The following is a 12,353-nucleotide window of genomic DNA, read 5'->3' as shown; positions in this document are numbered from 1 at the left end:
TCAGCCGAACGTCCGCAGCAGATCGGGGTAGACATCGAGCACGCCGAGCAGAAGAGGCACGGTGGAGATGACGGCGAGCAGCTCGAGCGCGTTTCCCCAGCGTCGCAGCCGCACCCGTCCGTGCGCGGATGGTCGAACACCGACCAGGACGATCGCGGCGATCGCCAGCCCGACGAGTACGAGAGCGTCGGCGCCCGCCGGGAGCAGCGGCGAGTAGGCCACGGCCAGGATCGTGGCCACGGCGCCGGCCCACAGCGGAACGACGTGCGATACGAGGGGGAACTGCCGCGTTCGCAGGGCGAGGACGAGCGCGATCGCGACGCCGAGGAGCACGGCGAAGATGTCGGCAGAGAGCACGAGCACGACGGCGGCCGCGCCTGCCGTGACCGACAGCGCGACGCAGAGCCACGCCAGGCTGGCGTACGCGTCGTCGAGCGAGCGCTGCACATTCCGCCGAGAGGGCAGCGATCCCGCCAGGGCGGCATCATCGAGCCGCGACAGCCCGGAGGCTGCGAGCGCGATGGGGGGAAGGATTCCGATCACGACGAGCGCGGCGAGACCCACGATCGCGGCGGTGACGACGAGAGGCACGGAGCTGAGGGCGAGTCCCACCGCGGCCGCCGTTGCGCCTGACCCCGCGAGCGCCCCCCACGCGGCGGGAGCCGAGCGCGCCGCCAGACCGAATCCGACGCCGATGGCGATCCACGCCAGCCCGACGGCGAGAATCGCGTCGAACACGTCGTCGGCCCCCGCCGAAGCGCCGACCGCGACCGCGAGCGGCGGGGCGATGCCGAGCGCGACGGCAGTCGTCCATCGCCGGGACCACGACCATCCGAGGCGTCCGAAGACGATCGCCGCGGCGAGCGATGCGACGTACCCGACGACGAGCGCTGCCACCGATGCCGCTCGATCCAGCCCGGCTGTCACCTGGAAAGCGACGGCGAGCGTGCCGGCGCCGACCGCCAGGCCGCCCACCCACTGGCGTGCGGATGCTCCCCAGCGATCGGATCGCCGGACGAGCGACTCCGCGACGACGTCGGTCACGTCGGCGACTTCCGGCGGTGGGGGCGCCTCCTCGGCGTGCACGACCCGCAGGACGTCGCCATCGGGAATGGCCAGCTCCCCCGCCGTCGCCGACAGGTCGAGCTGCTGCCCCGTGCGGCGCACCAGCTGCACGGGCGCGCCGGCGAAGCGCTCGCCCTCGCCGATGAGATCGAGCAGCTCCGGCAGAAGGCCGACGAACGGCTCGTCGTCCGGAACGACGACGTCGCCACGCAGGCGCTCGCCGACAAGGGTGATCCTCGTGTACCCGGTCATCCCGCCTCCCATCCCGCCGACGCCGGCGCCACCACGGAGCTGAGGGGAGCCGAGCTCAGCGATCTCTCCCGCGCGTCCCGCTCCTGCTGCGCGAGCACACTGCCGATGAAGGAGATCGCGACGCAGACGGCGCAGACGACCGCCGCGAGGACGACGCTCCCTACGAAGCGCCGCACGTTCGTCCCGACGGATCTGCGGGCACGCGGCGGTCCGAACACGAGAGCCGACGACAGTCGATCCCGGTGCACGGTGACGGCTTCCAGCAGGAGCGCATCGCGGTCGCTCACTCCGCACTCCCCCCGAACAGCATGCCCGCCATCGCGGGGGACGCCTCGGCGATGCGCTCCGCTCCCAGATCGTCGACGAAGGCACGCAGGCGGATCCAGCTCGCGGGGGCGGTGAGCCCGCTGAGGTCGAGCATCAGCGCAGGCGTGCGGCGCCCGCCGAGGACGGCGCCACCGTGGCGGCCGGCGACGGCGTGGGGGTCGATGCCGAGGGTGCGCACGGCCGGCGCGCCGACGAGAAGGGCGAGGGGCCAGAACGGGCGGGGGAAGCGCGCGGCACGGAAGAGGTCGGCGCGGCCGGGATCCGCGAAGGCGGCGGCGAACAGCGGCACCCCCGGGGCGATGGACTCGAGGGCGGCTGCGACCCCGGCGATCCGGCCGGCCGTCTCGGCGTCGTTCTCCCCTCCGAGGTTCACCAGCAGCTCGGAGACCTCTTCGATGCCGGCGGTCGTGCGGTGAGCGGAGACGTAGCCGGTCAGCGCACGGCCCCCGTTGGACCCCGCGACGACGACCCGCGTCGGGCGATCGGCCTCTCGCGCATAGGTCGTCAGTGCCTCGCGATCCCATGGCATGCCGCTGGGCTCACTGGTGCCCCACCCCGCGGGAAGCGCCCCGGACAGCAGCGGCGCGAGCTGCTCCACGTCTCCCCCGAGGATCGTCTCGAAGGCGTTGCGGTGTCGACGCGCCACCGAGACGCGCACGCGGATGGACGTCGATTCGGGCGTGAGGAATCCGGGGTGGAGGTCTTCCGGTCCCTTCGCCGGCCGATGATCCGCCGCCTCGGCTCGGGCCAGACGCCGTCCCGTCAGCCCGTCCCAGGCCTCGCCGGCGGCATCCGTCACACCCCAGGCGGCTCCCACGGCGTTGATGAGCGCGACGAGGTGATCGCTGAGCACCGCGTCCGCGCTCGTCGTGAGGACGGCACGCCGCTCCTTGCGCTGCGCCTCGAGCAGGAAGTCGGAGCGCCCAGCGCTGAGGGTGAGACGGCTTGCGACCGAGCGGGTGATGACGACCCCGGACGCGCGCGCGTCGAGCAGCGGGTGCGGGTAGACGGGCCGTGGTGCGCTCATGCCGCCGACCCCTCTTCCCAGCCCTCGATGCGAAGCGGATGCCCGGCCAGCAGCAGATGGGCCCCCGGGGGCAGCTCTACGCGCGAGCCGGCCGAGAGCTCGACGAACCGATCGTGGGCGACCAGCTCGGTCCCGTTGGTCGACCCCAGGTCCTGTACGAAAACGCGTTCGGCCTCCCGGTCGATGCGCACGTGCGCCTTGGAGATCGACCGCGACATGTCGGGAAGGGCGAGGACGATGGTGTCCGGCTCGGACTCCGGACGCTCGGGGTTGCGACCGAGCACGATGCTGCGCTCGAGGGGCACGCGGAGCCGGTCGTCGAAGACGAGCATGAGGGGACGTAGGCGCCCGTGTCGTCGAGCTCCACCGGTCGGCCGAGACGGCAGCTCGACCCGTTCGACCGCGCCCAGCCGGAGCGGATCGCGGTCGCCCCGTACGGAGACGGTGGCGGCCCCGATGCGGCGAAGCAGCGGTCCCTGCTGCACGCCGGGAGCCGCGAGCACCGCCTCCCCACCACGGAACAGCCGGCGGATCCCTCCCGATGACAGTGCCGTGCCGTCGTCCGCACGGACCGTGCGCGTGGACGTGAGGACGTTGCCGAGCGCTCGGCCCCACCACAACCACGTCGCGAACTGCAGCGCGGCCAGCGCGAGGAACACGGTGACGCCGAGGGTGACACGCCAAGGTGTCGTCAGCGAGGCGGCGAGCGCGGCGGCGGTTCCGGCCAGAACGGGGACCGCCACGGAGACGGCACAGGATGCCGCGCGGCGAGTCGGGGATGCGTTGGTCGCCCCGGTCGAGAGCGGGCTTACTCGCACGATGGGGAGCAGTTCGCCGGGGATGCCACCGCGGCACGCGGGGCAGCTCACGGCGGAGGCGGATGCCGGTCCCCCGCACCGGCCGCAGACGACGACGGCGTCGACGAGCGTCATGCGGCCCGTCCGCACCAGGCATCCACGTCTGTCACCAGCCCAGCCTAATCGACCGGCCGGAATCGGCTCAGGGCGCGGCAGTCGGTGAGGCCGCGTCAGATCAGGTCGGCCTCAGGATCGCGCTCCTCGGGAACGCCTCGCTTCTCCTCGGACCGCTCGGCATCGGCGTACTTCTTCTGCAGCACGTAGAGCGACACGACCGCGCTCAGCCTTTCGAGAGCGATACGGCCGCCGTTCTCAAGGTCCCACGAGACGCGGGGGTTCGCGCCGCGTCGCTCGTGCGCCCACCGACCGAGCACCTGCTCGAGGTCACCTCGGAGCGCGGTGAACGCCTTTGCGAGCTCTCGGCGCCGGCCACCCCAGCCCGCTGAACGCGTCGACGATCTCGCGCAGATCATCGATCGTCGCGTGCTTCACACCCATGATGCGAGCCGAGGAGCCTTCAACCGAGGTCCGCTCGGGCGTCGCGATCCGCGCTCACCCCGCGCGACTCCTCGAAGCGCTCGACGTCAGCGTACCCCTTCTGCAGCACGACCAGCTGAACGACGAAGCCGAGCCACTGAACGGCGACACGTCCTCCGTTCGGCAGGTCCCACGACACGCGGGGATACTCCCCGCGGCGGCGATGCGCGGGCGCGCCCAGAATCGCCTGCACGTCAGCGACGACGGCCGTGAACGCATCCGCGAGCGCCTCCTGCTGCGCGGGATCCGTCTCGTCGATCTGTGAGCTGACACCCGCCTTGACCTCGGCGACAAGGCCCTCGTCGAGCAAGACGTTCACCAACGCTCGAGAGGCGCCCACCTCGGACAGATAGTCGATGCTCCCGGGAAGATCCAGCCGCACGACCCACGCGAGCCGATCGGCTATCGGCCCCAGGACGGCCCTGTCCGCCGGCCATGCGAGTGCCGTGAACTCATCGATGATCGACCTGAGCCTGGGCGCGCTTGCATATTCCACGTCAGTCACCTCGACAGCATATTCAGCGTTCGACAGGGTCCTGCGTCGCCGGCGTGCAGCGAAGGGCCGGCGACGCCGGGGGTCAGACCAGGTCGGCCTCGGGATCGCGGTCGTCGGGGATGCCGCGCGATTCTTCGAAGCGCTCGATGTCCGCGTACTTCTGCTGCAGCACGGTGAGAGCCACCACGGCGCCCAGCCTGTCGAGGGCGATGCGACCGCCGCTGGCCAGGTCCCACGAGATCCTGGGGTACTCGCCGCGGCGCACGTGAGCGGGAGTCCCGAGAATCTGCTCGAGGGCGCCTCGAACGGCGGAGAAGGCCTGCGCGAGCTGCGCACGCTGCTCCTGATCGTCTTCATCGATCCGGGCGCTGACATGCACCGTCACCTCGGCGATGTCATCGTCGCTGATGAGCACGCTGGCGCGACCGCGCCCGAAGCCATAGGCGGTCTGATAGTTGATGCCCTTCGGCCTGTCCAGCTGCAGCGTCCAGCCGAGCTTTTCAGCGACGGGGTGCATCGAGTCCCTCGGCGCGGGCCAGGTGAACTCCGCGAAGGCGTCCACAATGGGGCGCAGATCATCGATGGTCGCGGAACTCACGGTCATGTTCTCAGTCTATGCGAGCCCCCGCGGCGGGTGCCGGGCCGCGCAGTGCTCCCTCGGTTCGCTCAGCCGACCGGAACCGGGAGAGTGAGATCGAGCGCCTCCGGGTCGAGCGCCAGGTCCTCGATCTGGACCGACCCTGACCCGTCCGCCTTCACCAGCTGGTACCTCACGTCGATCGTGCCATCGGCAAGGCCGTGAGCGACATCCGGATTCTCCGCGAGGTACCTCTGCAGGGTCGGGTCGACGCGGAAGACGTCATTGAAGTACAACGTGGATCCCTGAGCGGCTCGGGTGCCGTCCGGCAGCACGCGTCCCCTCGCGCCGAGCTCTGCCGAACCGCCTTTCGCCTCCGCCACGATCAGCGTCCTGCCGTCGTGAGTGAGACCCACCTGGTCGAACTGTCCGGCGCTGGCGCCCGCTCCGTCGACGACCACGTCGGCGCCCTGCGAGCGGATCGCATCACGAGCGGCCGCGTCGCCCAGGCGCTCCGACGCGTTCGCCTGCGCCGTGTAAGAGGCGCGCTCGTCCCATGCCGCGGTCCGCATATCGTCGATGGCGTTCAACCGCTCCGCGGCTTCGTCGGGCGTGAGGTCGGGGTCATCGAGCACGGATGCTTCCAGCCGGTTCATCGAGGCGGTGATGTTGCCCTTCAGGAGATCCTTATCCGAGACGGGCATCCCCAGTTCGTCGAGGCGCGCGATGGCGTCTCTGCGCTCCGCCACCGCATCCCGGCGCACCTCCACCGCGTCTGTGCGCGCGTCGACGGCGTCGACGTAGTCCTGGGACGGCTGGAACACGACGTCCTCGTTCGGCGTGCGGCCCGCCGTCCGCGGGTCCACGGCATCGCGGTCGACATCGGCGGCGGGAGTGTCGTCCGACCCGGCGCCGTCCGCGCGGTCGCCCGGCGTGTCGGCGCCATCCTGAGGAACGTCGACGCGGTCGCCGGTGACATTCGGACGGTCGACCGGCACGTCCGGCCGGTCGCCCGGCACATCCGGGCGGTCCGCCGGCACGTCCGGCCGGTCGGCCGGCACATCCGGGCGGTCGGCCGGCACGTCGATGTCGAGATCGAGATCTCCGAAGTCGATGTCGAGGTCGAGGTCGGAGTCCACGTCGATGCGCGGGACCGCGAAGTCGCCCGCGTCGATGTCGACGTCCACATCCACGTCCACGTCTCCGCGACGGCCGAGCTTGCCCACCTTGGCGATCTTCGTGGCGGCGCCGGCACCGGCGATGAAGGAGGTGCCCACGTTGAGCACGACGTCCGTGAACGCTCCCTGCGGGTTCTCCGACCAGCGGTCCCAGGCGAGGAAGTCCTTGCCGGCACCGAGCCACGCATCCCCGGCGGCGCCCCAGTCGAACCACTCGCCCGTCTCGGGATTGCGGGTGATGAGCACCGCCATGCCGGTCCACGTCTCGGTGAAATTGTCGAGGGTCCAGGAGAAGTCGCCGTCGCTGTCCCACTGCATGCCGACCAGCCCCGCGAGGTCCTTGCCCGCGTTGACGACCCAGCTTCCCGCGGCTTCAGCGCAGTTCTCGTCATCGGGCTCGGCCGTGCCCCACGGGGTCTCGGCCTCGTGCGGGATGTCGTCGACGCCGTAGTGTCCGTCGGCGTAGCTGCCTTCTCCCGCGGTCAGCGGCGACAGGTTGTGCAGCGCGCGGATCTCGTTGATGCACACCCTCTCGGCCTCGTGCATCCGCTCGACGCAGTCGTTCAGGCCTTTGATGATGCGCTGGTTCTCGGCCTCGAGAGCGGGGTCGTCCCACCAGTCGGTCCGCACCGCACCGTGCGGCACACGCCCACCCGTGGGCTGCGTCGGCTCGAACGCCGCGACATCCGCGCGCAGGTCGACCAGGTCGGCCTTCAGCGTCGTCATCGTCGCCTTGATCTCATCGGCCGTCTGCTTGAGCGTCCGCAGACTCCTGGCCGCCGAGGCGGTGCGGGTCGACACCTCGGTCGAGAGCGTGCTCACCGGCGCCATGGCCGCGATGAGCTCGGCGTCTCCGGGACCTTGATACGCGGAGGTGATCGGGGCCCACGCCGTCACGGCCTGGGCTCCGTTCTGGCCGACGACCCTGCCGAGCGCCGCGATCGACGCCGCCGCCGTCTCGATGGACTCGGTGTCCATGGTGTTCAGCGGGTGGGCGCCGATGTCGGGAAGCCTCGGGTCGGTCATACGGCGATCACCTCACTCGACCCCGAAGTACGAGAAGTCGCCGGATTCGGCGGACGCGATCGCCTTGGACTGCACGGTCTGCAGCATCTCGTCACTGGCGGTCGTGTAGGAGTTGGTCACGGTCGTCACGCCGAGCAGGCACGCGGTGATGCGATTGCCGATGCTCTGGATGACGGGCGACTCGTGTCCCAGGAACTCGGCGACCGCCTGGGCGGCGCCGGGCGCCGGGGCTGAAGCCATGGCCGCCACGTCACCCTCCAGGCTCTCGACGTCGATGCCGTCCGAAAGCTCGGTCGCCTCGCCCTTGACGGCGTGAACGATCCCCTGCACCGCCGCTGGCGCTATCTCGAATCCCATGGTCTGCACCTCCTCGCCATACCGGACGACTGCGCTTCCTCGAGGCGATTTGCCCCGAGGCGGCGCCGTCGTCGGCTACGCGATCGCGTCGACGGCCGCCTTCGCCTTCGCAAGCGCGGTCTGGGCGGTCGCGTCGTTCTCGGTCATCGCCTGCTTGAGCGCCTGGATGATGCTCTTCGTGTTCTCCGAGATGTTCGTCCAGCGCTGCTCCTTGGCGAGGTAGGTCGCGTCGGCGCCGTCGATGCGGGCATCCGCCATGGCCGTCTTCACTTCCTTGTCGCGCTCGGCGATGAGCCGCTCGAGGTGGCTGGCGATGGCGAGGAAGTTCGCCTGAGAGGACTGCGAGTCGTTGATGTCGAAGGCAAGGCGGTCTGATGCAGGCATGTCACGTGCTCCTTGTGGTCTCGTGCCGGATGTCGATGGCTAGACGGCTCGGCCGGAGAAGCCCGTGTAGTCCTGTGCGCCGTCGACGCCGCGCGTCTGCTCCGCCTGCTCCTGGACTCCCTGCTGCACGGACGTGTCCATGCCGACGGAGCCCTGCAGGATCGCACCCAGCGCGCGGTTGACCTCGGACGCGATCGCCTGCGCGTTGCGCTGGAACACGTCGAACACCTGCCGAGCCGGTCCTTGGAACGACTTCTCGACCGGCTCCGAAGCCTGGGCGAGCTGCATGATGAGCGCCCCGAGGTTGTCGGACTGCGCCGAGGTCTGCTTGTTGAGGATGCTGAGCGTGTCAGCGCCTGTGTCGAACTTGGTGGCCACGATGCTTACCCCTCATTGTCCGCAACGGAGCCGCGAGCCGCGGCTTCGGCGACGCCATCCACGTCGTCGCCCAACGAGGCTACCTAGCGATCCCGATCTCTTCAAATCATTTGATGGATCTTTCAGGTATGGCCGCGGTGGCATATGACATGGACGGGTGGGGGATGTCGTCATCCCCACCGGCAATGCCCGGCGCGGGCCGATCGGCGGCCCGGGGCGGGCTACTTGCGCTTGTCGGTGGCGCGGCGCTGCGCGCGGTTCTGCGGCGCGGGCTGCGCGGCGGCACCCGCCGGCGCCTCGGTGCGCTGCCCGAACGCGCCGCGAGTGACCGGGGCCTCCGCCTCGACGACCGCCGTCGGCGCGCCGGCACCCTTGGCTGTCGCCTGGCGGAGACGCGCCGTGGCGGCCTGCTGCACCTGGCCCCTGTCGTTGCGCACCTCGACCTCGCCGGCATCGTTGGGCGCCGAGTACTGAAGCCCGTGGCCATCGACCGGTGCGGCCGCCAATCCCTTCGCCTCGACCTGCGCCGGCTGCTCGCCCTCCGCCGGACGGCGCACCTCGACCTCGAGGTTATAGAGGTAGCCGACGGACTCCTCCTTGATCTGTCCCATCATCGACTGGAACATCTGGTAGCCCTCGCGCTGGTACTCGATGAGAGGATCGCGCTGAGCCATGGCTCGCAGGCCGATGCCGTCCTTCAGGTAATCCATCTCGTAGAGGTGGTCGCGCCAGCGACGGTCGAGCACCTGCATGACCACGCGGCGCTCGAGCTCGCGTGTCGCCGCGGTCCCGAGCGTCTCCTCGCGGCGCTCGTAGGCGATGCGGGCGTCGGAGAGGATCTCGCGAACGAGCCCATCGGCCGAGATGCCGCCCTTTCGGCCGGCCCCCTCTGCGACGACCTCGTCGATCGTCACGCCCACCGGATAGAGGGTCTTGAGCTCCGTCCAGAGGGCGTCGAAGTCCCAGCTCTCGTTGTGACCCGTCCCGGTGTGGTCCTTGATCACGCCGGTGATGGCGTCCTCGATGAAGTGCTGCACACGGTCGGCGATGTCATCGCCCTCGAGGATGTGGCGGCGGTCGGAGTAGATCGCCTCGCGCTGGCGGTTCAGCACGTCGTCGTACTTGAGCACGTTCTTGCGGATCTCGGCGTTGCGGGCCTCGACCTGGGACTGGGCGCTCTTGATCGCCCGCGAGACCATGGTCGACTCGATCGCCACGTCGTCGGGGAAGCTCGTGCGCGCAAGGATCGCCTCGGCGGCGCCCGACTGGAAGAGGCGCATCAGGTCGTCGGTGAGGGACAGGTAGAAGCGGCTCTCGCCGGGGTCCCCCTGACGACCGGAGCGCCCGCGCAGCTGGTTGTCGATGCGGCGGGACTCGTGGCGCTCGGTGCCGAGCACGTACAGGCCCCCGGCCTCGACGACCTTGGTGGCCTCCGTGGCGACGCGATCCCGCATCTGCTCGTAGACGCCCTCCCACTCGGCGTCGTACTCGTCCGGCGTCTCGGCCGGGTCGAGCCCCTTGGCCTTCATCTCCTGCACGGCGAGGAACTCCGCGTTGCCGCCGAGCATGATGTCGGTGCCGCGACCCGCCATGTTCGTGGCGACGGTCACGGCGCCCAGGCGCCCGGCGCGGGCGACGATCTCGGCCTCACGCGCGTGGTTCTTCGCGTTCAGCACTTCGTGCTTGATGCCCTTCTTCGACAGCAGGCGCGAGAGGTGCTCGCTCTTCTCGACGCTCACGGTGCCGACGAGCACGGGCTGCCCGCTCTCGTGACGAACGGCGATGTCCTCGACCACCTGAGCGAACTTCGCCGCTTCGTTCTTGTAGACGAGGTCGGCCTGGTCCTTGCGGATCATCGGCTTGTTCGTGGGGATCGCGACGACCCCGAGCTCGTAGGTCGACATGAACTCGGCCGCCTCGGTCTCGGCCGTGCCGGTCATGCCCGCGAGCTTGTCGTAGAGGCGGAAGTAGTTCTGCAGCGTCACGGTGGCCAGCGTCTGGTTCTCGGCCTTGACGGGGACGGACTCCTTCGCCTCGATCGCCTGGTGGATGCCCTCGTTGTAGCGGCGACCGACCAGGATGCGACCCGTGTGCTCGTCGACGATCATGACCTCGTCGTTCATCACGACATAGTCGGTGTCGCGCTTGAACAGCGCGAGGGCCTTGATCGAGTTGTTCAGGAAGGAGATCAGCGGCGTGTTCGCGGACTCGTAGAGGTTGTCGATGCCGAGGTAGTCCTCGACCTTCTCGATGCCGGGCTCGAGCACGCCGATGGTGCGCTTCTTCTCGTCGACCTCGTAGTCGATGCCGGGTTCGAGCGTCTTGGCGATGCGCGCGAACTCGACGAACCAGCGGTTCGCCTCGCCCGACGACGGGCCCGAGATGATGAGCGGCGTACGGGCCTCGTCGATCAGGATGGAGTCGACCTCATCGACGATGGCGTAGAAGTGCCCTCGCTGCACGAGGTCTTCCTTGCGCCAGGCCATGTTGTCGCGCAGGTAGTCGAAGCCGAACTCGTTGTTCGTGCCGTAGGTGATGTCGCAGAGGTACTGCTGGCGGCGGACCTCCGGCGTCTGGCCCGCCACGATGACACCGGTCGTCATGCCGAGCGTGCGGAACACGCGGCCCATCAGCTCGGACTGGTAGGTGGCGAGGAAGTCGTTCACCGTGACGATGTGCACGCCCTTGCCGGCGATGGCGTTCAGGTAGGCGGGCAGGGTCGCGACGAGCGTCTTGCCCTCACCGGTCTTCATCTCGGCGATGTTGCCGAGGTGAAGGGCCGCGCCACCCATGATCTGCACGTCGTAGGGGCGCTGGCCCAGCGTGCGCTTGGCGGCCTCCCGCACGGCCGCGAAGGCCTCGGGCATGAGCTTGTCGAGCGATTCGCCCGCCTCGTGGCGAGCGCGCAGCTCCGCCGTCTCGCCGCGGAGCTCCTCGTCGGTCAGTTGCGCGTAGTCCTCTTCGAGGGCGTTGACGGCCTTCACGACCTGCTGCAGCCGCTTGAGGATGCGTCCCTCTCCGGCGCGGAGCAGTCTCTCCAGGGGGTTGGCCACGTGTCGATCTCCATCTATCGGGTGCGGCGCGGTAGGCGCCGTCGCCGCCGGCGCTGACGCCAGGCATACCTGCCTATGTTATCCGTCCGTGACCTGCAAATGACCTGTGATGCTCGGTCATCCACAGGTATCTACCGGGTATCTATATACTCGGCAGGCGATCGGCGGCATCCTCCTCGGATGCCGGGACGGGGAGGCGACGGTGTCGGTGCGACAGAGCCTGCTGGCGATCCTCGACCAGGGACCCTGCTACGGGTATCAGCTGCGCGCCGAGTTCGACCGCCGGACGGGATCCACCTGGCCGCTCAACGTCGGGCAGATCTACAACACGCTCGACCGCCTCGAGCGCGACGGGCTGGTGGCGAAGGGCGACAGCGACGCGCAGGGGCACGTCTACTACCACATCACGGATGCCGGGTCCGCCGAGGTCGCCGATTGGCTCGGGGCTCCCGTGCAGCGAGCGCGGGGCACGCGCGACGAGCTCCCGCTCAAACTCGCCGTTGCGGCGACGCTGCCGGGTGTCGACGTCACCGCCGTGATCGCGGCGCAGCGGGCCGCCTCGCTCGGACAGCTCGAGCGGCTGGAGAACACCCGCTACGCCGGCGCATCCGGGGCGGAGGAGCTCGCGTGGTCGCTCGTGATGGACTCGATGATCTTCGCCGTCCGGGCCGAGCTGAGTTGGCTCGACCACACCGAGCGACGCCTGGCGCGGCATCCCGAGCACGCGATGGCTCTCGAGCTGGCGACGGCACGGCCCAGACGCGGGCGGCCGGCACTTCGACATCCGAGCGCCGCGGACTAACCTGAAGCGTGTCCACAGTCGATGTCCCCGCCGAGGC

General features: G+C 69.8%; 13 protein-coding genes. 1 reads left to right on the top strand and 12 read right to left on the bottom strand.

Features of this window, described 5'->3' with window-relative positions; genetic code table 11:
• The 12 genes from ACLQ2Q_RS01485 to secA all read right to left on the bottom strand — a co-directional run bounded on the left by ACLQ2Q_RS01485 (position 1) and on the right by secA (position 11,514).
• Positions 1-1,317 (bottom strand): EsaB/YukD family protein, encoded by a 1,317-nt coding sequence (locus ACLQ2Q_RS01485; protein ID WP_425817226.1) that lies wholly within the window; start codon positions 1,315-1,317, stop codon positions 1-3.
• Positions 1,314-1,604, bottom strand: coding sequence for a hypothetical protein (locus ACLQ2Q_RS01480; protein WP_425817224.1), 291 nt, complete (start codon positions 1,602-1,604; stop codon positions 1,314-1,316). Before ACLQ2Q_RS01480 ends, ACLQ2Q_RS01485 begins: the two co-directional genes overlap by 4 nt.
• Complete coding sequence (locus tag ACLQ2Q_RS01475) at positions 1,601-2,671, bottom strand: DUF6177 family protein (RefSeq protein WP_425817222.1); 1,071 nt, start codon at positions 2,669-2,671, stop codon at positions 1,601-1,603. Before ACLQ2Q_RS01475 ends, ACLQ2Q_RS01480 begins: the two co-directional genes overlap by 4 nt.
• The gene (locus tag ACLQ2Q_RS01470; protein WP_425817220.1) at positions 2,668-3,603 is read right to left on the bottom strand and encodes an FHA domain-containing protein; all 936 of its coding nucleotides are present in this window, start codon (positions 3,601-3,603) and stop codon (positions 2,668-2,670) included. The genes ACLQ2Q_RS01475 and ACLQ2Q_RS01470 overlap by 4 nt, the downstream gene beginning before the upstream one ends.
• Positions 3,604-3,698: 95 nt before the next feature.
• Positions 3,699-4,001 (bottom strand): DUF6301 family protein, encoded by a 303-nt coding sequence (locus tag ACLQ2Q_RS01465; protein ID WP_425817218.1) that lies wholly within the window; start codon positions 3,999-4,001, stop codon positions 3,699-3,701.
• Between the two features lie 44 nt (positions 4,002-4,045).
• The gene (locus ACLQ2Q_RS01460) at positions 4,046-4,570 is read right to left on the bottom strand and encodes a DUF6301 family protein (RefSeq protein WP_425817216.1); all 525 of its coding nucleotides are present in this window, start codon (positions 4,568-4,570) and stop codon (positions 4,046-4,048) included.
• A 73-nt stretch (positions 4,571-4,643) separates the two neighbouring features.
• Positions 4,644-5,165 carry a DUF6301 family protein gene (locus ACLQ2Q_RS01455; protein ID WP_425817214.1) on the bottom strand — a complete coding sequence of 174 codons (522 nt, stop codon included), beginning with the start codon at positions 5,163-5,165 and terminating at the stop codon, positions 4,644-4,646.
• A 62-nt stretch (positions 5,166-5,227) separates the two neighbouring features.
• Positions 5,228-7,342 carry a hypothetical protein gene (locus ACLQ2Q_RS01450; protein ID WP_425817212.1) on the bottom strand — a complete coding sequence of 705 codons (2,115 nt, stop codon included), beginning with the start codon at positions 7,340-7,342 and terminating at the stop codon, positions 5,228-5,230.
• Positions 7,343-7,354: 12 nt separating this feature from the next.
• Complete coding sequence (locus tag ACLQ2Q_RS01445) at positions 7,355-7,699, bottom strand: DUF6507 family protein (protein WP_425817211.1); 345 nt, start codon at positions 7,697-7,699, stop codon at positions 7,355-7,357.
• 75 nt (positions 7,700-7,774) lie between these two features.
• Entirely contained in the window at positions 7,775-8,083 is a 309-nt protein-coding gene (locus ACLQ2Q_RS01440) for a pore-forming ESAT-6 family protein (protein ID WP_425817209.1), read from the bottom strand.
• Between the two features lie 39 nt (positions 8,084-8,122).
• Entirely contained in the window at positions 8,123-8,461 is a 339-nt protein-coding gene (locus tag ACLQ2Q_RS01435) for a hypothetical protein (protein ID WP_425817207.1), read from the bottom strand.
• A 221-nt stretch (positions 8,462-8,682) separates the two neighbouring features.
• A complete protein-coding gene (secA, locus tag ACLQ2Q_RS01430; protein WP_425817205.1) occupies positions 8,683-11,514 on the bottom strand; it encodes a preprotein translocase subunit SecA in 2,832 nt (943 codons plus the stop codon).
• 202 nt (positions 11,515-11,716) lie between these two features.
• On the opposite strand from secA, the gene ACLQ2Q_RS01425 reads away from it, so the two are divergent.
• Positions 11,717-12,316, top strand: coding sequence for a PadR family transcriptional regulator (locus ACLQ2Q_RS01425; RefSeq protein ID WP_425818579.1), 600 nt, complete (start codon positions 11,717-11,719; stop codon positions 12,314-12,316).
• Positions 12,317-12,353: the final 37 nt, after the last annotated feature.

The organism is Microbacterium sp. DT81.1 (assembly GCF_049844955.1).
Classification (GTDB): domain Bacteria; phylum Actinomycetota; class Actinomycetes; order Actinomycetales; family Microbacteriaceae; genus Microbacterium.
This window is presented reverse-complemented; position numbering and strand designations above follow the sequence as displayed.